General features: G+C 43.9%; 13 protein-coding genes. 11 read left to right on the forward strand and 2 right to left on the reverse strand.

What is annotated here, in order from left to right:
- Positions 1-72 precede the first annotated feature (72 nt).
- The 11 genes from MSG36_RS06835 to ggt all read left to right on the forward strand — a co-directional run bounded on the left by MSG36_RS06835 (position 73) and on the right by ggt (position 16,577).
- Positions 73-423 carry a hypothetical protein gene (locus MSG36_RS06835; protein ID WP_122080867.1) on the forward strand — a complete coding sequence of 117 codons (351 nt, stop codon included), beginning with the start codon at positions 73-75 and terminating at the stop codon, positions 421-423.
- A gap of 12 nt (positions 424-435) precedes the next feature.
- Positions 436-1,785 carry an HlyD family type I secretion periplasmic adaptor subunit gene (locus MSG36_RS06840; protein ID WP_122080866.1) on the forward strand — a complete coding sequence of 450 codons (1,350 nt, stop codon included), beginning with the start codon at positions 436-438 and terminating at the stop codon, positions 1,783-1,785.
- A gap of 3 nt (positions 1,786-1,788) precedes the next feature.
- Positions 1,789-4,020: a response regulator gene (locus tag MSG36_RS06845; protein ID WP_248366848.1), complete on the forward strand. Its 2,232-nt coding sequence runs from the start codon at positions 1,789-1,791 to the stop codon at positions 4,018-4,020.
- On the forward strand, positions 3,995-5,419 hold the full coding sequence (locus tag MSG36_RS06850) for a TolC family protein (protein WP_248366851.1): 1,425 nt from the start codon (positions 3,995-3,997) through the stop codon (positions 5,417-5,419). The genes MSG36_RS06845 and MSG36_RS06850 overlap by 26 nt, the downstream gene beginning before the upstream one ends.
- Positions 5,409-6,995: an ABC transporter transmembrane domain-containing protein gene (locus MSG36_RS06855; protein ID WP_061038347.1), complete on the forward strand. Its 1,587-nt coding sequence runs from the start codon at positions 5,409-5,411 to the stop codon at positions 6,993-6,995. Before MSG36_RS06850 ends, MSG36_RS06855 begins: the two co-directional genes overlap by 11 nt.
- Positions 6,992-9,130: an ATP-binding cassette domain-containing protein gene (locus MSG36_RS06860; protein WP_050643875.1), complete on the forward strand. Its 2,139-nt coding sequence runs from the start codon at positions 6,992-6,994 to the stop codon at positions 9,128-9,130. The genes MSG36_RS06855 and MSG36_RS06860 overlap by 4 nt, the downstream gene beginning before the upstream one ends.
- Before the next feature lie 108 nt (positions 9,131-9,238).
- Positions 9,239-9,613, forward strand: coding sequence for a hypothetical protein (locus MSG36_RS06865; protein ID WP_050621561.1), 375 nt, complete (start codon positions 9,239-9,241; stop codon positions 9,611-9,613).
- A gap of 213 nt (positions 9,614-9,826) precedes the next feature.
- On the forward strand, positions 9,827-13,030 hold the full coding sequence (locus MSG36_RS06870) for a response regulator (protein ID WP_248366854.1): 3,204 nt from the start codon (positions 9,827-9,829) through the stop codon (positions 13,028-13,030).
- Between the two features lie 9 nt (positions 13,031-13,039).
- The gene (locus MSG36_RS06875) at positions 13,040-13,516 is read left to right on the forward strand and encodes a hypothetical protein (RefSeq protein ID WP_017094534.1); all 477 of its coding nucleotides are present in this window, start codon (positions 13,040-13,042) and stop codon (positions 13,514-13,516) included.
- Between the two features lies 1 nt (position 13,517).
- Positions 13,518-14,585, forward strand: coding sequence for a sulfate ABC transporter permease (locus MSG36_RS06880; RefSeq protein WP_248366857.1), 1,068 nt, complete (start codon positions 13,518-13,520; stop codon positions 14,583-14,585).
- Positions 14,586-14,846: 261 nt separating this feature from the next.
- Positions 14,847-16,577, forward strand: a complete 1,731-nt coding sequence (ggt, locus tag MSG36_RS06885) for a gamma-glutamyltransferase (RefSeq protein WP_248366859.1) — start codon at positions 14,847-14,849, stop codon at positions 16,575-16,577.
- 147 nt (positions 16,578-16,724) lie between these two features.
- Here the strand turns inward: ggt and MSG36_RS06890 are convergent, their stop codons facing one another.
- Both MSG36_RS06890 and MSG36_RS06895 read right to left on the reverse strand, forming a co-directional pair.
- A complete protein-coding gene (locus tag MSG36_RS06890) occupies positions 16,725-17,783 on the reverse strand; it encodes a HEAT repeat domain-containing protein (protein WP_248366861.1) in 1,059 nt (352 codons plus the stop codon).
- An 87-nt stretch (positions 17,784-17,870) separates the two neighbouring features.
- Entirely contained in the window at positions 17,871-19,202 is a 1,332-nt protein-coding gene (locus tag MSG36_RS06895) for an anaerobic sulfatase maturase (RefSeq protein ID WP_248366863.1), read from the reverse strand.
- Positions 19,203-19,242 lie beyond the last annotated feature (40 nt).

Below are 19,242 nucleotides of genomic sequence, written 5' to 3' on the forward strand. Positions count from 1 at the left end.
TCAAAAAAAATTTGAAAACTGCGTTTAAAGATCCTTAGTTATTGTGATTAAAGCAATTAAGGCAGTGGAGCGATGATAGACATGACGAATTTGTTGCGTTCGGTCGACAACAACCACAAAGGGCTGCAATTGCTATTAGGCGACTTTTACAATGACTTTTCTGACGCAGCCCTAAATATAGAAGCGCTTCATAACGGTAATCGTTTTGATGAACTCCATAGTTACTCAAAAAAATTGAAGACCATCTTAACATTGCTTTGCGACCAAGACCTTCCGCCAAAAATGGCCAAATTGGAACACTTGAGTAGACACGAGTTCCCTGCGCCGGAAGATCTAATAGAGGATGTAAAAACTGAATTGCACAACGTCAATCGACAAATCAACCACTTGTTGGATATTAAGGAAGTAATAGATGGCAAGTAACCGAGGTCAGTCATGAGCAATAACCAAATAGAACATCACCTCAGAAAAGCACTTGTTTCCAATAACGAGGCTTCTAAGGTCACAGCTGATGACACTATTGTACTTGCTAGTGCCATGACCAGCGTTCACAAAACGTTGCTCATTATATTCTTGCTCGCTTTGGTCGCTATCGCCGTGGCGTCACAAGCACGTATCGACATTGTTGTTTCCGTGCGTGGAGAGCTGCTATTGGAATCGGATGTCGAGAAAGTTCAACATTTAGAAGGCGGGATATTAGAAGAATTGTTAGTCAGGAAAGGTGAAGTCGTTTATGAGGGCCAACCTATCGCTCGAATACGCTCACTCGACCGTAACACTCAACTTGATACCGTGAATACTGAAATTATTCAGATTGAGCTCGATAAGATTCGTTATGAAAGCTTACGCGACATGGTAGAACCTAACTTCGACGCCTTCATTGAGAAATACCCTGAGCAAGTTCAGGTCAACATGAATACGTGGAGGCAAGAGTTCTCTAAAAACCGTTCAAATGAAGAACTCATCACTCACGATATCAAGCACAAGAACTCGTTAATCAGTTCAATGCTAAAGCGTCGCAAAAGCTCAGAGAATCAGCTCTCTCTGATACGTAAGCAGCTCAACATCAAAAACACCCTTTATAAAGAAGAGATGGCGTCATATGTCGACGTTCTTAACATGAAAGTACAAGAGTCGAATATGGTGCGTGAGATTGAGAACCTTGACGAGTCTGTGATGAATGAGCGTTTCCAACTCGACAAATTAGAAAAGCAACACCGTGACTTGGTTGAGAACCGAAACTCTGAGTATCAAGCGCAAATCATTCAAGCAAATAAAGATCTCAAGCTGAAGCGAATCTTACAACCACAGCATTCCGACAAGGTTGATCGCCTAATCGTCTACTCACCAGTCGATGGTGTGGTCGACAAACTGCACTTCAACTTCCGATCTGCTGTTATACCACCAGGTGAAAGTATCGCCGATATTGCACCGATCAATAACTCCCTTCACGGTGAAGCGAAGATCCCACGTAAAGACATGGGATTTGTCGAAATTGGTCAGGCAGTGAAAGTAAAAATGGATACCTATAACTTTGCAAAATACGGATTTGTTGAGGGAACCATCGCCTCAATCAGCCGTTCATCATACGAAGAAGAAGACGCTGAGTTCTATTTAGCAGAGATTGAAATTGACCGAAACTTTCTTGAACGAGGAGGCACTCAATACAAGCTTTCACCTTATATGGAGTTTACCGCCGATGTGAAAACAGGCTCGCGTCGCGTGATCGAATACGCTGCAAAACCTGTGATGTCAGCCATCGAGGATGCTTTCGATGAGAGATAATCAATGAGCGGTAAACCTTCGTACAATATTTCCGTACCCGCTCTGCGTCTAAGCATACTATTTAGCGTGGTATTGGCTGCGTTCGCTTTCTATTTATACTTTTCTTGGTCAAAAGTAGACTCAGTCGCACAAGTCCAAAGCGCCCCACTGCTCATACAAGCCCAGAAGCTTAATCAGACCATAGAACAAGATATTCAAACTCTGCAGCAGTGCTTAACTACCGACACTTGCGGTACTAACGAATTCAACCTAATTAACTTAAAGCGTGAAATTGATGAATTTCGCTCTTTAGCCTCGTTGAACAAAACCGAGTTCAGCTTGGTTGGGGCAACTGAATACACACAACTGGAATTGGCGATTAATCGTTTCTCTGATAGCCAAAAAACACGTAACGACGTATTGGGCTTGTACCTTTCATTGACCAATAACTACCTGAAGATGGATGACAACTATCGCACCATGTTTAACAACCATGCGAATGACTTAATGTCTGAGAAAAACGAGTTCTTTATCTGGTTGTTTATGGTGGTCGTGATATTGGCTGTGATTACGATTCTATCTAACTCAGTTGCTATGTTGAAACTGAAGAAATCCAGCTCCAACGAACGAGAGATCGACTATGAATTCGACGCCCTGTATCAAGAACTGAAGCAGTTAGATTTACAACGTCTTGAAGAGCTTCTTAATGAAGTGAGCATCAACCCCAAACAGCGTCAGATTTACTCTCATCTCAAACTTATCTTCAGTAAATTAGAAGACCAAAAGCGCAATAACGATCTCTACAAACAGTTGTATGCGCTGATCGGCTATGAGATTCGTGGAATTACAAACACCATCAACGGTGGCGTCCAATATCTGGTTCAAGAAACCGATGAAAACGGCGTGTTGATGGCGAACGATATTACCTCTGCATGTAGTACTTTATCTGAGTTAGCAGAGAACTATAATCGCTTGATTTCACAGGGTACTGAAAGCAAATCGAAAGAATTTTCACTACTCAACGTCTTGTCGGAATTGATGATTCATATCAGCGCCAAGATTCAACGAAATGAAGGCGAACTTGACTGTTTTATCTCTGACAACTTACCGAATCGTGTTGCAGGCCAATCCACCAGCTTATTCTGGATACTGTTCCTTCAACTTTCTAACGCTATTCAACTCAAATCAAATAAGAAGCTGTTTGTTACGATTGAATCGGGTGCGGCTTCTGACATGGAAAATACCCGTGTCACCATCAACCTCAACTTCTTATCAACGCTGGATGTCTCTGTTGCCAAGCTCAATAAACTCCATTGGAGCGCACACAAAGACCATACAGCCAGCACAGATGACTTAGCAAAAAGCGTTCTGAAGGATTACGGATATTACGAGAGTCACTGGTTCCAGTCAGGGGCTCAGGAACGTTTCCAGATCGAGCTTGATCTTAAGGCTAAGAACTTCCACACAGAGAAAACGCGCTTTGATGGTAAGCGTTTACTCTTGTGTGCTAATACTCAAGTTCGTATCGATGTGATGAAGAAAATGCTCAGTAACTTGGGGCTAGATATCACCGAGATTCGTACTGCAAATGAACTTTTCTCTGCCGCGAAAACGTTCGGTGAATACGATGCGATTATGCTGACCGATACCTTTGAACCCAACAAACTGCCGTCGTTGAGCAAGACGGTGAAATCTCAGCTTAAGAACCACCCAAACACCAAGTTACTGTTGTCAGTGACCAACACTCAGCAAGCACAAGAGTGCCATAGCTTCGTCGACAAGATCATCAACGCTCCTGCTATCCCTTACGAGTTCATTCCAAACCTACTCACTATTATGGAAGCAGAAGCATCGGAAGAACAGATGGAAAACAGCTCATTCCTGATCGTAGAGGATGACCGAGTTCAGCAGATTTTACTGAAACGAATCTTGACCAAACAAGAATATGAACCAGACATGGTTGGCGATGGCGCCGATGCCGTGAAGCACTTCATGAATAAGCGTTCTGACATCATCTTCATGGATTGCATCATGCCGGGTATGGGTGGCATCGAAGCCACAAAACGCATTCGCCAATTCGAGCAAGAGAACGAGAGAAACCCTTGTACCATCATAGGTGCAACCGCATTGACCAGCAGTAACGAACACCAGGCTTGTATTGAGGCCGGAATGGATTACGTGATCAGCAAACCTTATAAAAGCGACCAAATCATCAAGGTGATCAACAAGTATGTGGCGGTACAAAAACTTAACTAGCAGCATCATGGCTGCACTTGTATTAAGCACGACACCTTCAGCATCGGCGACTACCCTGCTTGAAGCGGTAGAGCTCGGCCTGCAAAACAGTCTGTCTCTTCGCGCCAGTGATAAAGGTGTTGAAGAAAACGAGTACAACATTGGTATCAGTCGCTCTAAATTTCTGCCTTCACTCAATGGTGCTGCCGATACCACATGGAACGAAAATGAAACCTTGCTCTCGAGCGTGCCGGATGAAACCTCTAGCTATAACTCAAACAGCTACAGCCTTTCGCTATCGCAATCCATATTCAATCTTGGTGACATTTTCAAATATGAGACAGCAAAGCTCGACTTCAATATTGAAGAGATTAAACACGAGAACAAAATCCAAAGCACCATTTCGGAAATCGGTTCTCAATACTTTGAGTATTTAAAAAACAACGCCCAAATCAAAGCGACCAAGGTTGAGCTTAAATCGTCCGAAACGCGTGAACATCAAATGCGACGCAATGTAGAGCTAGGTAACACCGCAGCCAGTGAGCTGTACGAAGTGATCGCTCAGAAAGAAGGTGTGTCGAACCGATTAAGAACCTTGCAGAAAGATCGTCGTGTCATTCTCAACGGGCTCTCTATTCAAATTCAATACCCTATTACTCCGTCGCAAGACATATACGAAAGCGTGCCTTTAAAAGAGATCAACGAAACTGAACAACGCACGATCATGGATCAGGCGTTAAAGCTCAATAACGACTTATTGGTAGCAAGGAAAAACGTAGAAAGAAGCCGAAGAAGCTTAAAAGAGAGCGGGTCGAATTTCTTACCGACCGTGTCGCTTTCAGCCAGCTATCGACACGATGACGCCAATAACTACGACAAAACCGACATTACAGCGACAGGTGAAAGTAACTCAACCAGCGTTGGCTTAAACCTCGCCGTGCCTATCTTGTCTGGTGGTTCTGATTACTATGGTTATCAAAAATCATCGACGGCCATCGAACGTACTGAGCTGCTTTACCAAGATTCGCTTTACACTACACGTAACAGTGTGAATACCTCCGTGCTCAACATTAACGATTTCTCGCAATCTATAAGCAGTTACGAAAACATAATTCGCGCCAACTACGCGTCTTATAAAGGGATCCAAAGGGCCTACCAATTAGGTACGCGTACCATCACCGACTTGCTGGCGGCGGAAAGTAAACTGTTCAGCGCGTTAAGAGACTACGAAAGCGCACGATACGACTACATCATCGAGACCATCAAGCTTGAGCAAATTAAGGGCATACTCTCGATTCAATCGATAGAGAGCATTATGCAATTGATGAGTGATATTGAGGGACGAGACAATCAAGATTTGGTACCGAAACACCTTCTCTCAACGGAGTCACTGAGAAAAGGAGGTCGTAATGCAAACTGAGCAATTTTCGCAAAAGATAAATATGGCAGATAAGTGCTATCTGACTTTCTCAACGATAATATCGACCCTGTTTGGCTTGGTGCTGCCCTTCTCTATTCTGATCATTTTTGACCGAGTGTTACCCAACCAAGCACAAGATACTCTGTTCTTATTGTTCGCGATTATCTTGATTTCTATCTTCCTCGACTATCACTTAAAAAATCAGGAAGAGAAGATTTCCTCTGTCATCATGAGGCAGTTTGAGACCAACTTAACCAATAAGGTATTTCAATCCATCTGTTTGGCTGAGATCTCTAAATTCCGCCGTTTAGAACCGGGCGAATACCTAGAACGAATCTCAACCATTCCTGAACTTAAGACCTTCTTTGGTGGAGAATCGGTTCGAGCGCTTATCAACCTTGCCGTCAGCGTAATTACCATACTTATCATCGGACTCATCAACATATGGGCCGGCATTACCCTTCTAATTGCCTCGGCTGTCTTAGCGATTTTTGCTTGGAGCCTTTCCAAACAGAAAATTGGTAGCTTGCAGAATAAGTCAGACATTGAAGGGTTAACTACCTCCAAAATCATTGAGATCATCTCTAGCCCGCTTGATATCAAGGCACGAAACATGGAATACCGCGTTGAAAGCCTGATGACACAAATGGTCGAAGAGCGTGAAGTGGAGAACATCAAATATGAGCAGATTGAATCGAACTTCAGCCTAATATTGGCGCTCATTCAACAGCTATCCATTGCTTGCGTTGTAGTGGTCTTGGCGACTGCAGTAATCAATATGGAATCGAGTCAAGGCATCATGGCCGCCATCATCATGCTAACCAACCGTTATTTTGCGCCTTACCAGCAAGTAATGCGCACCGCTAGCCGCTGGGAGTTAAACAAACTCCATATCCAACGTATCGCTGATCTCCTTGAATTAGCAGCCTCTGTCGAGCACCAACATGAAACAACAGAAGTAGAACGTATTTCGGTTAAGTATTCTGAAAAGCAGCGCATCGAGTTCGAACTCGGACAAGCCTATTTGCTGACAGGGAAAAGTGGTTCAGGTAAAACCCACCTCGCTAACTGTATTACGCGTCAGAACAGTGATAGCAAACTCGATATCATGATTAACGACACGCCTTTGGATGACGTCAATTACAACGTTTGGCGTAACAGTGTTCTGATGGTTGATAAGACCAGTTCGTTCGTAGAAGGGACGATTATCGATAACCTCACCTGTTTCCGCCCAAGCTTGAATAACACGGCGTTTGCACTGTGTGAAACCATGAACATCAAAGCTCAAATTGATGGGCTTCCTGCCGGTTTTTATACAGAACTCAAAGGCCATATGCGTAACCCATTCTCACGCCAAGTTGGCTATGCCTTATTATTGGTTCGCGCTCTGCTCGCAAGTAAACGCGTATTGATATTTGATGATATCGACTGTGTGTTTGATGAGGAATTCGCGCGAATGGTTCTTACCAGCACGGCTTATCGTGCCAATGACAAAATCCTAATCATCGCCAGCAATAAAATGGATAAACTTAACCACCGCCTCAAACGTGTAAAACTTACCGGAGGTGACCAATGAGTATCCTAGTAGACTTCAATAATGTTCCACAGCGAGTTTTGGACTTTGAAGCAAGTGGTTATGATGAACGTTACGGTCAGTCGCCGCTGATTCGCGGATTAGCTTACACCTTGATAGCATTGGAATGGGAAGGTACGCCCGCAATCCTCAGCGATGCTTTTATTCCAAAACCCAAAGATGGCGACAGCTTTACAGCAACCATAGAGCGCCTTGGGTACCGCTGTGATGTGACCAAATTAAAGACACTCGAGAATATCGATAAGCACCCTCACCCATGCTTTATTGAAATAGAGAATCTAAGTGCGATTTTCTTAGGCACCAAAGATGGAAAGTTGCTGTTGTTCGATTACACGAACAACAACACCATAGAATACCCGATGTGCAAAAAGCCCTGTTTGCTGATTGCGATTAGCGAATATTCTCGCCTGTTCCGCGAACCACCTCCGGAATCGCAAGACAGAAGCAATTGGATAAAATACGCTTTCTATCGTTACAACAATGAACTTAAAAGTCTGATCATTCTGAGCTTTGTCATCAGTATTCTCGGTGCATTGCAGCCATTCTTTATTATGAGTGTATATAATTTCGCACTCACTTCGAGTTCTGAGGCGACACTGTATTGGTTAACTCTGTTTGCCATCATTGTGGGCTTCTCGGAGTATTTCTTTAAAAAGATGCGGGTAAATATCATTGCCACGTCCGGTAAAGATCTCGCCGTGCACATCTCGCAAGCCGTTATATCTAAGCTGCTGTGGCTACCTTATGCGATGACATCCACTGCTGGGGTCTCTTCTCAGTTAGCTCGCTTGAAAGATATCGACACCTTCCGACGCTTAGTGACTGCAGAATCAACGCTTAGCTATTTTGATATGCCGTTTGTTATTGTATTTATCATCGCCATAGCTCTGATGTCTGGTACAGCGGCATTGGTGGTGATGGGTGGTTTAATACTGATGTTAGTGTTCTGTATTTACTCGCGCTATATCTACTCGCAAGCCACATCCAAAAGTTCGCGCGCCAATGCGATGGTCTCGTATCAATGGAACGAAATCCTTCGTGGTATCAAGACCATTCAAGGCTTACCTTTACTTCGTGTCGTTCAATCTCGATTCAGTGCTTCACATATGCAAAGCACCAGCGATGCAGAGAACGTTGCCGTAACTAACAGTAAGATTCAGGCCGCTGGCGGCAGTTTGATTCAAGTGATTGGTACAGCAAGTATCGTGACCGCGGTAATCGGCGTGATGGAAGGCACTTCTGATGCGGGTGCAATGCTCGCGACCGTAATTTTGGTTTGGAAAGCGTTAGGCCCAATCATGGGTATCTATAACTCAATTTCCAAGTTCCAGTCGATCAAGGCTTCATCAGCACAGATAAACAACCTGATGTCGATGAATGACGACAAATTGACCTTAGAAAAAAGCCCACCTATTCGCCAGTTCCAAGGCAGCATTGTGGGCAGCGGTGTCAGTCACCGATATGCAGGAGCGGCGACCGGCTTAACCAACCTAGGTTTTAAAGTGCCACCCAGTGCCAAAGTGGTCATTTGTGGCCCTACGGGCTGCGGCAAAACCACCTTAATCTCAATCATTGCTGGGTTAGAAGACCGCTATCAAGGCGCTGTATCTGTCGATGGTTACAACATTAAACAGTTCAATAGCTACCGTTATCGCACGTCGATTAACTACATCCCTTTCAATTTACATATTTTTGAAGGCTCACTTGAGACCAACTTCATTCTACACAACGGGCTGATTCCAACAGACAAGATGCAAGAGATGATCAGCTTCTTTGAATTAGATGAATGGCTTCCTGAAGGCTTGGCTACTCAGTTAAGCGTGGATAAATGCAAAAGTCTCCCGAATGGAATTCAACAAAAATTGCGTTTGGCACTTGGCCTAGGTAACTGTGAGCAATCTCTGATTATCATTGATGAACCGTTCAACGGTGCAGAGCAAGAAAACGCTCAATACTTTAATCGCCTGTTCTCCGATAAATTGTTGAATAAAACCGTGATTTTTTCGACTAATGACCCTGGTTTGATCGCAACATCAAACATGAGTTTAGTGTTAGAGCCGGATGGGAATTTGAAATATTTTGGCTTAACAGACAAATACTTAAACAGCTTGAGCTAAAACCTCAACGCTTAGTCACAATTCGCTATTTAGGGAAATGGATGTAATTGACAAAATCATAAGTGAGAGAGATGATTCGCCCCAATACCACAGGTAACAAGGAAGAAAATGTACACATTCGTTGCAGACAAGCTTGATGTAGCTTACTTATCCGCAATTCCTGAGAATCATATATTTCAGGGCTGTGACGTGCCTGAAGAAGAAATCGAACTTCGAGAGATCATTGAGATTTGGTACGAGTGTTCATTCCTGCCTGCTTTTAACCTACAGAAAATTGAAATCGCAAATAAACCAGAGCTCACAATCATACAAACACACGTTTTTAACAACGATACGAGCACACTCGCCTTCCTACTCAAAAACAGAGTGTATCGCGCTGCACTAAACAGAATGCTCGGTATTTGGACATTAGAACCCTCTGCAAAAACTGTTTTAGAGCAACTTCTTTTCGAATTAAGCCTCGATAACAATCGTCCTCATTAATACGCTTTTTAAGTTATTCATCAATAAGCATAAAATTAAACAAACTGCCAAACGCTATAAATTACTAATAAAAGAACGCATTTCAAAATAAGCTCTGGAATCACAAGAACTTATACCCCTCCCACACTTACGTAAAATTTACCGTTTCAAAGTTTCCATATCGGAATTTTTATTCTACTGTTTTTATATAACGACAGTTGGATGGATCCTTATATGGCAATTACGGTCTGGAATAACCTTTCAGTCAAACATAAACTCTTTGGCTTAGTTCTACTTCCCATTTCATTATTACTCTTCCTAGCAGGTAGACAGGCTTATATATTAACGACTCAGTTAACCGATTTTGAACGAACCAATCAGTTATCTGTGTATCTTCAAGATATTTCTGTCTTGTATAGAAGTACCTTGGCGTCTAGCCCTGAAGAGTTTGCGACTCAAAGCAATCAAGTAAAGGCAGAACTAAAAAACCTGTCTCCCATCATTTTTTTAGACGCATCTGATGAAATGAATCAACTTGTTGCCGATTTCAGCGAAGCGACCTTATCGACGATGCAAGCGACTGACACTTACGATAAATTGGATGCCCTCGAATGGCAGAGCGATTTATACAAGCAACTGTTACTTGAAGTAGAGAAGGTCCCTTTTGAAAACACTAAACGTGAAATTCAACAGCACCTCACTGCCCTTCAACAACTTGAGTGGTTGATGTTTTGGTCGAATGAAGAGTTCAAGCTTGGTAGTTCACTGATTGAGATATTCCAAAGCAGCCAAGAGTACGACCCAGAACTCGCAGAACAAATCGAAACCTTGAGTGAAAGACAACAATTGTTCTTAGAGCGCTTTGTTTCATTGAACGCCAACGAACATCAAGTGTCTTTGATGGTTGAAGTGTTTCGAAATGATGTGTTTGCTCAAAGCCAAGAGATAAGAAGCGCGCTACTCGACCTAAATGCAATCAGCCAACTGACGCCACAAGAAGTGTCTGTTGGCTTAGAAGCGATGAGCGCTCGACTCAACTTATTACAAAGCCTTGGCGGCGTAATCAAGCAAGAGTTTCAACAAGAAGTTGAGCAAGCCATCTATGACGCGCAAATACAGCGAACCCTGTTTATTTCAATCGTCGCTTTGTTGGCAGCGATTGTTATGGGTTTAACCCTTAGCTTGGCCAGACAAGTCACTAACAACCTAAATTTGGTGTTAGCCTTCTTAAAAAGCGAAAATGATGACACGCGCCCTTCTTTAGATAAATTAATCCAAGGTAAAGATGAACTCAGTCTGTTTGCTCAACAAGTTGAACGATTGACCATCGAACGAGAACTCGCGAAAGAGAGATTGACGGTAGCAAAAGAAGACGCCGAGCGAGCTAAAGAAGACGCTGAAGAAGCAAAAGATCACGCGATACAAGCCAGTAAGGCCAAAAGTAGCTTCTTGGCTAACATGTCACACGAGATTCGTACTCCATTGAATGGCGTTATCGGTATTTCTGAGATCTTGTCTGATACACCGCTGACACCAACACAACGCGATTATGTCGATACCATTGAGACTTCTTCTCAACTGCTATTAAGCCTTATTAACGACATTTTGGACTTCTCTAAGATCGAATCTGGCATGCTCTTGATCAGCCCTCATTCAGCATCAATTCGAGAATCGATTTACGACATAGCCTCTATTGTGGCACCAAAAGCCAAAGAACAAAAAATATCGATTAACGTAGATATCAGCCCAGACACACCGGCACGCGTGATGATAGACGATCACCGTTTAAGACAAATCTTGATGAACTTTATGTCGAATGCGGTGAAGTTTACTGCAGAAGGTGGCGTCACCTTATCAATCCAAACGCTCAACAAAGCAGATAACAATGCCACCATTCGATTTGCTGTACGAGACACGGGTATTGGTATCGATTCAAAGCAACAAAAACAGATATTTGAACCCTTCGCTCAAGAAGACGATTCAACCACACGTCAATTTGGTGGTACTGGTCTTGGCCTTGCTATTAGTACTCAGTTGGTTGAGTTAATGGGTGGCCAGATACAACTTGATTCAGTTAAAGGTGAAGGTAGTTGTTTCTACTTCGACCTAACATTGGCCGTTGATTTGATGTTACCGAAACCAAGCACTGCCTCAGCAAATATCTATATTCTAGGTAACGAGAACATGCTTTCTGAACGTATAGAAAGCGACCTTAATCTCTATGGGTTGAAAGTTACTCAGCAAACCAACAGCGCGGATACCATTAACGAGCAAATTTCTGCGAAAAAACACGACAAGCCAACCACCGTTATTTTTGCTGAGGACGATTCATTCCAAGCGAGTGACTATTCAGACAACCTAGACAAACTCCACAAGAATGGCGCAACGATTTGTTTGATTCGTTCATTCCTAAGTGACCCTGCAGATATTGGGCACTGTATTACCGCTCAAGTATCACAGCCCCTACTCGGCTTGCGCTTAATAAAAGCCATTGAACTTTGTGACTCACAAGGTCTAGCTGAGCTGTCCGAAGCCAATCAACAAGGTCAGGCAATTCAGCACAAGATTCTTATCGTCGAGGACAACAAGATCAACCAGAAAATCGCGGGGCTTCACGTTGGAAAAAGCGGTTTCGAATTCGAGTTCGCTAATAACGGACAAGAAGCGGTCGACATGTTTACCGCTAACCCGCATTACGCCGCAATTCTTATGGACTGCATGATGCCAGTGATGGATGGCTTTGAAGCAACTGCTAATATTCGCCGCGTTGAAAAAGAGGCCAATTCCGCTCGTCGTATTCCTATCATCGCTCTTACAGCCAGTGTGATTGATGATGATATTCAAAAATGTTTCGACGTAGGCATGGACGATTACGTGCCTAAGCCATTCAAATTCGAGATGTTGAAAGAGAAGGTTCTCGCAGCAGTAGAGGCCATGCCACTGCCGACGGCGCAAAGCGCACCTGCAACACCTTCAAACTCAACGGTCACACCGATTCATAGCGTACAAACAGCCAAACAAACATTGCCAGAGCAACCTGAGTTGAACACGGTACCAAGCAAATCTGAGAAGATTCTCTTGGTTGAAGATAATCGCGTGAACCAGAAAGTCGCTTCAGTGATGCTTAAAAAAGCCGGCTACGCCTTTGAAATTGCAGACAACGGACAAATTGCCGTTGATATGTACCAGAACGACAGTAGCTTCGACATTATTTTGATGGATTGCATGATGCCTGTTATGGACGGTTTCACCGCAACTAAGGAGATTCGAGAACACGAGAAAAACCAAGGCTTAAGCAAAACTCCTATTATCGCGTTAACCGCCAGTGTTATTGATGATGATATTCAAAAGTGCTTTGATTCCGGAATGGATGGGTACGTAGCGAAGCCCGTAAGAAAAGAAAAACTGTTCCACCAAATAGAAAGTGCGACTTGTTAGGAGAAACCAATGGATTGGATCAAAACAATTAAAACACTCTCGTGCAGAGCGCTGCTACCCGCAGTGATAGGGCTGTTAGGAAGCTTACTTCTTCTCAGCCCCGCTCATGCCGCAGAAGATTACGCCATATTCTCTTTAGACTCTGGGTTTGAAGAAATATCGATAAACAAAGCGAGAAAGCTATACCGAGGAAAAACCAAGCGCCTCAATGGCAAACGTGTAGAACTATCAGACTGGCCTGAGAACAGCGCCGAAAGAGAACAATTTTATCAGCTTTTACTTGGAAAAAATGCCGCTCAAATGAATGCACATTGGGCTGGGTTATCTTTTTCAGGAAAAGCGCGTTATCCAAGAGAAATCAAAACGGCATCAACCGACAGCTTAGTGGACTGGCTTGATGACAAACCAAACCGTATTGGTTACTCCCCACTCTCTTCGGTTCCTCAAAATGCCAACGTTCTCTACGTTATAAGTTCGGAGAAATAATATGAAAAGAATAATTACGTCAGTGTTATGTGCCTCAATGGCCTCTCCGGCTTTTGCGAATATCGAACTTACCGATAATTTATCCTTGAGTGGCTTTGGCTCAACGTCTTGGGCAACATCGGATAACGATAATCCATTAATCATCAACCGCGGTTTTACTGATGAGAGCTGTTACGACTGTGATACCACATTTGGTGTTCAACTCGATTACTTCTACAATTCATTCAAAGCTTCCGTGCAAGTTGTAAAGCCCCCCCAATATGATTGGAGTGAGCCTCAGCTAGAGTGGGCTTACTTAGGTTATGAATTTAATGACTTTGATGTCAGCGTTGGTCGATTACGACTACCATTATTCCTTGCCTCTGAGTACTACTATGTGGGCCAAGCCTATATGACAGCAAGGCCACCGACAGAGGTATACAATTCCGTCTTAGGCATTACTGCGTTCAATGGTATTAAAGTGAGTTGGACTCATGATGTCAGTGACGAAGCAACGCTATTACTCTCCCCCTTCTTCGGTATAAAAGACAAAAACGAAGTCGACTTTAATTCGAGTACAGAGCTGGAATTTGAAACCAATCGAATGTTAGGTGCCAACCTTCAATTGAGTGGTGAAAATTATCGTTGGAATTTATCTTTCCTAGATTCAAATTTTGACCAAACAGTAAAGATTAAAAACGTTGGTACCCTCCCAACAGCAGATAACCAACACATCCAACTTTGGTCGTTAGGTGCTGAGTATGAATTTGGTCAAGCGGTGCTTGCAAGTGAAGGACAGATCAGTGACTTCTCGTCCTCGATGTACGCGAGTTTGGGCTATAGACTAGATTTATTCACTCCATACGTCGTTTACGGAGCAGAGTTTGATTCTCACGAACACCTAACAGGAAACAGCTACCTAATTGGTGTGGATTACGATGTGTTACCAAACGTCTCTATCAATGGTGAAGTGCAATACTTCGAAGCTCGCAAGTCAAACGGTGCGTTTGTCGAAGAGTTCTATCCACGAAGTGCCTTTGATGACAAAGATGCCGTCCTTTACACCATCATGCTGAGTTTCGTTTTCTAATCATGCGTAAAAATCATCGTCTATAGAAATAAAAGCCCAAGCTAATCAAACAGTTTGGGCTTTTTTATGTCTTTGAATTGTCATGCTTAACAAGCCATAACATTGGTCTTAACTATCCTTTAATACAGAAACATTTAGGTGATTTGGCGATTAATGTCAGAGCCGTCAATATTGTGTAAGAAGGCTGCAAACTCACGAACTTCACCGCCCTTACTCGGTCAACCTAAGAGCGAATAAACAGATACCTTAAACGGAGAACGCATGCGAATAGCGACTTTATCTTTAAGTTTGGTTTCAGCGGTCGGTTTCGCGGCTGAGCCAAATCCTTTTCCAATTACGCCAGACGAAACTGGCGAAGAGTTTATGGTAAGTGCAACGAATCCATACGTAAGCAGCACTGGGTATTCGATACTCAAAAAAGGCGGTAATGCAGTCGATGCAATGGTGGCGATGCAGATGACAATGTCGGTGGTTGAACCGGATATGACAGGGATCGGCGGTGGTACTTTTGCGCTATTTTACCAAAAAGACAAAGATCAATTCCTCGCACTTGATGGACGAGATGAAGCCCCTTCAACTGCTACTCCAGACATGTTCATGGAAAATGGAGAAGCGCTAAGTCGAAACGAGATTTTAGGGGCTCGTTCTGTAGCGGTTCCCGGCACACTTCGTTTGCTCTATAGCACTCATCAACAATACGGAAAACTGCCATGGTCTGAGCTTGTTCAACCCGCAATTGAACTGGCAAGCAAGGGCTATGCGATGAACAGCTACACCTACGACATCGTGGTTCGTGAACAAGAACGATTGATTGAAGATCCAGAAATCGAAGCCCTGTATTGGAATGGCGACCAAATCAAACCGACCGGCACATTGATGAAGAACCCAAAGCTTGCCGGCACTCTGAGCAACATTGCTCAACAAGGCGACAAGTACCTTTATGGTGGCGAGTTTGGTAAGCACATCGTTAAAACGGTTAACAGCCGAATCGACGCCGACCATGCAAAACTCTCTATCGAAGATTTTGAACAATACCAAGTCAAACAACGTGAGGTTATCGAAAGCGACTACCGAGGCAACAAAATTGTCTCGTTCGGTTATCCAGCCTCTGGTGGCGTGATGGTTGCTCAAAGCCTTGAAATGTTAGAGGCCTATGACTTAGCAGACATGTCTAAAACCGATGTTGAACCTTGGCGCTTGATGACCGAAGCCATGAGAATCGCTAAGGCCGATCGCATCGCTTATGCCGGTGACCCAGATTACATCGAAGCGCCAGTTGCTGCCCTACTCGACAAAGCCTACATCGATGAGCGACGTAAGCTCATTCCTGAGAGTGGCATTGCGAAAACAAACCCGAAAGCAGGCAAGTTATCCGATACTGATTACGCTCAGTATCAAGGGTTTGAGAGCCAAGATACCGGGCACATATCCATTATCGACAAAGACGGTAATGCCATTGCTATGACTAGCACCGTCGGCACAGGTATGGGTTCAGGAGTAATGGTCGATGGTGTAATTCTTAACGCACAAATGGCGAACTTCTCCACCAAACCCACTATAAACGGTAAACCGACTCAAAATGCTATCGAAGCAGGTAAGCGACCTCGTTCCGCCATCACACCGTTAATGGTTATGGATAAAAAAGACGACCTGCGTTTAGTTGTCGGCTCACCAGGCAGTTCGCAAATTCCGGGTTACGTGTTGAAAGCCGTGGTAGGAGTTCTAGATTGGGATCTGTCTGCGCAAGAAGCCATTGACCTTCCAAACATCCAATACGGCACCAAGATTGATCGCACCAAACCTTATGACCCAACGGGTTTACTCGTCGAAAAGAAAACCTACGCTGAAATGCTAGTACCAGAGTTCATGCAGCTCGGTTATCCGGTGCATGTCATTCCAGTCGTTAGTGGCTTGAATGCCATTGAAGTCAAAGATGGCAAGATCTATGGCGCGACCGACAGACGCCGTGCATCAAGCTCTATGGGTGAATAATAAAGTGAAATGGGCAAGTAACAGTCTTGCCCTTATTTTGTCTTTAGTTGCTTGAACCTCGTCTAAGCAGTTCATGGATGCGAAAAAGCCAGTCGAACGTGTCGACTGGCTTTTCATTATAGGCTTCGCTAATTACTCATTAGGATATTATGAGCTTGGCGCTACTCGTTTATCTTTCAACTGTTCAATAACATAGTCAGGAGCTACTTTACCTAGCTCACCTAAGCAATCATCGGTCTTTTCATTGCCGTAGCGCACATAGATATCGCATACCGCGTATAACTGCTCTGGAGAACCAGAGATCAAATACGCTTTCTCGAACGATTTAGTCGACTTGTCGATATCTAACTCTTCTTGTAATACCCCATTTAGGTACCAGTAGTAGCTGTTATCTTTCGCTAGCTTCGCAGCCACTTCAATCTCTTTGGCTGCCGCAATTTTGTCTTCAAGGCGAACCAGAGTCAGCGATTTCGAATAGTGCAGCGCGGCGTTGTTTGGCACGCTCTCCAAACCACGATCTAATACTTCGACTGCTTGTTTGTCTTTGTTCTGCGCACGAAAATTATCTGCGTAGCTCAACCAAACTTGCGCTTCTTTGGGATGAGTATTGATCAGCTCTAGATAAACCGTTTCCGCCTTATCCCAATCGTTGTGCCATCGAAGCACATCAGCAAACAGTAATTGGTACTTTTCAGATTCTTGCGTTTCCAAGAAGCTAATAAGCTCTGTGACTGGTGGTTCAATTTGTGCTTTCTGCTCGTCATCTAACGCATTGAAGTCACGGACTAGGTTTGACGTTGCCGTATGGCGAACCATGGTATCGCTGTCTTTTAGCAGAGGTGAAACTAACGCCCAGCGATGTTCCAGTTGGTAAGGTTCAGAACCGATAACCGCCGCTTCACGCACTTCAGGGTTTTGATCTTTTAAGCCTCTTGCCACCGCCACCAGCGCATTTTGGCTTGGGTATGAAGCAAGCTCTTGCAGTGCACCAGTACGATTTTCAACAGATTGATTCTGATCTTGTGCCATGTAAGACAATTGTTGAATACGGGTTTGAGTGTCCGTCATTTCAAGCACTTGATTGATATTTTGTGCTGGCGCGTCAACCGTTTGTTGAACGCTATTCGCAGCCATCGCAGACGTTGAAATCAATGCGGACGTTGAAACCAATAAAGCAACAGCCGTCGCTAAACTCTTCTTCATCATAGTATTACCTTAAACTGGAGAACTTAGCCTGTCCTTAGACTCGTATCTGATTAAATTTTTCTTGGAACTGTTGACCCAAAGAACGAGTTAAAACTTGGTCTCGAACGTAGCTTGTTGCGCCTGTTTTGCTCGATGCGCCATCAATACTGAGTCGCTGAATTTGCCATGAGCCACTGGATGCCCCATCGCGCGAGCGATATACGCCATCGACTTATCGACATGAGAAAAGAACTTGTGCCAACCTGCACATAAGTAGTTCAAGCCCGGTTCGCCTGCACGAGTTTTGATAAAGCGGTTCTTAGGACACTCACCATGACAAGCGAACTTGTAATCACACTGCTGACATTGACTGGTTAGTGTGCGTGATTTAGCAAAGCCAAACTTTTGCTGTGGTGCGCTGTACGCTAAGTCATCAAGCTTCTCGTGATGAATATTGCCAATCTTGTATTCAGGGTAAACATAATGGTCGCATGAAAATACGTCGCCATTTGGCTCCATTGCCAAGCCCTTCCCGCATATCTCATTCAAGGTACACAGTGGGTTCGGACGTCCAATCCATGTTTCTACGCTCGCTTCAAAATACTGAACAAACACCTTGCCGATGTCGTTCTTGGCCCACTCGTCAAACACAGAAATCAAGAAGTTACCCCAAGCTAAGTCCGACACACACCACGATTCCATGATCGAATCTTTATGGCCGGGGATCAGGCGTTTGTCGCCTTGTTTGAGCTGTTCGCTCACTTGGGATGTTTGTGGTGCAACCGTTCGGAATGTTTTCTGTTCAACGATAGGAATAAACTGCATTTGCGGTGACTTCACCACATCACGTAGGAAGCGATAGACCTCAAGTGCATTTTGACTGGTGAGGTTATTCACACAGGTAAGCGTTGCGAACTTCACTTGGTGTTTGTGCAGCAGCTCAACGGCCGCCATCACTTGTTTGAATGTGCCACGGCCAGCTCTGTTAACACGATAGGCATTGTGCAGCATTTCAGGACCATCAATACTCAAACCGATCAGGAAGTTATTCTTCGCAAGAAACTCAGCCCAATCATCATTCAGCAAAGTACCATTGGTTTGTAAATCGTTTGAAATCAATACACCTTCAGGTTGGTACTTTTTCTGTAGCTCAACCACGCGTTCAAAATACGCCAAACCTAGCATTGTCGGTTCACCGCCCTGCCATGAGAAGATAATTTCTGGCGTGTTTTGACCTTCGATGTATTGTCGGATGTAGGTTTCTAACGTCTCATCATCCATTCTTGGAGAACTGCCTTTCTTGTACTCCAACAAATCTTGCTTACTTAGGTAGTAACAATATTTACAGTCAATGTTGCATGCTGCGCCAATCGGCTTAGCCATGACATGCAAGCGCTTAGACGCTTGACCGTTATATTGTGGACCTTGAGTAATATGCATGATTTACCTACCTATTTTAGTATTCTGGAGCCATCATAAT

This window comes from Vibrio sp. 1CM8B, from assembly GCF_023161685.1.
GTDB classification, from domain to species: domain Bacteria; phylum Pseudomonadota; class Gammaproteobacteria; order Enterobacterales; family Vibrionaceae; genus Vibrio; species Vibrio coralliirubri.

Excerpts from the sequence above, each read along its gene's own strand:
- MSG36_RS06835 (WP_122080867.1), top strand. The coding sequence starts at position 73 with ATGATAGACATGACGAATTTGTTGCGTTCGGTCGACAACAACCACAAA.
- MSG36_RS06840 (WP_122080866.1), top strand. The coding sequence starts at position 436 with ATGAGCAATAACCAAATAGAACATCACCTCAGAAAAGCACTTGTTTCC.
- MSG36_RS06845 (WP_248366848.1), top strand. The coding sequence starts at position 1,789 with ATGAGCGGTAAACCTTCGTACAATATTTCCGTACCCGCTCTGCGTCTA.
- MSG36_RS06850 (WP_248366851.1), top strand. The coding sequence starts at position 3,995 with ATGTGGCGGTACAAAAACTTAACTAGCAGCATCATGGCTGCACTTGTA.
- MSG36_RS06855 (WP_061038347.1), top strand. The coding sequence starts at position 5,409 with ATGCAAACTGAGCAATTTTCGCAAAAGATAAATATGGCAGATAAGTGC.
- MSG36_RS06860 (WP_050643875.1), top strand. The coding sequence starts at position 6,992 with ATGAGTATCCTAGTAGACTTCAATAATGTTCCACAGCGAGTTTTGGAC.
- MSG36_RS06865 (WP_050621561.1), top strand. The coding sequence starts at position 9,239 with ATGTACACATTCGTTGCAGACAAGCTTGATGTAGCTTACTTATCCGCA.
- MSG36_RS06870 (WP_248366854.1), top strand. The coding sequence starts at position 9,827 with ATGGCAATTACGGTCTGGAATAACCTTTCAGTCAAACATAAACTCTTT.
- MSG36_RS06875 (WP_017094534.1), top strand. The coding sequence starts at position 13,040 with ATGGATTGGATCAAAACAATTAAAACACTCTCGTGCAGAGCGCTGCTA.
- MSG36_RS06880 (WP_248366857.1), top strand. The coding sequence starts at position 13,518 with ATGAAAAGAATAATTACGTCAGTGTTATGTGCCTCAATGGCCTCTCCG.
- ggt (WP_248366859.1), top strand. The coding sequence starts at position 14,847 with ATGCGAATAGCGACTTTATCTTTAAGTTTGGTTTCAGCGGTCGGTTTC.
- MSG36_RS06890 (WP_248366861.1), bottom strand. The coding sequence starts at position 17,783 with ATGATGAAGAAGAGTTTAGCGACGGCTGTTGCTTTATTGGTTTCAACG.
- MSG36_RS06895 (WP_248366863.1), bottom strand. The coding sequence starts at position 19,202 with ATGCATATTACTCAAGGTCCACAATATAACGGTCAAGCGTCTAAGCGC.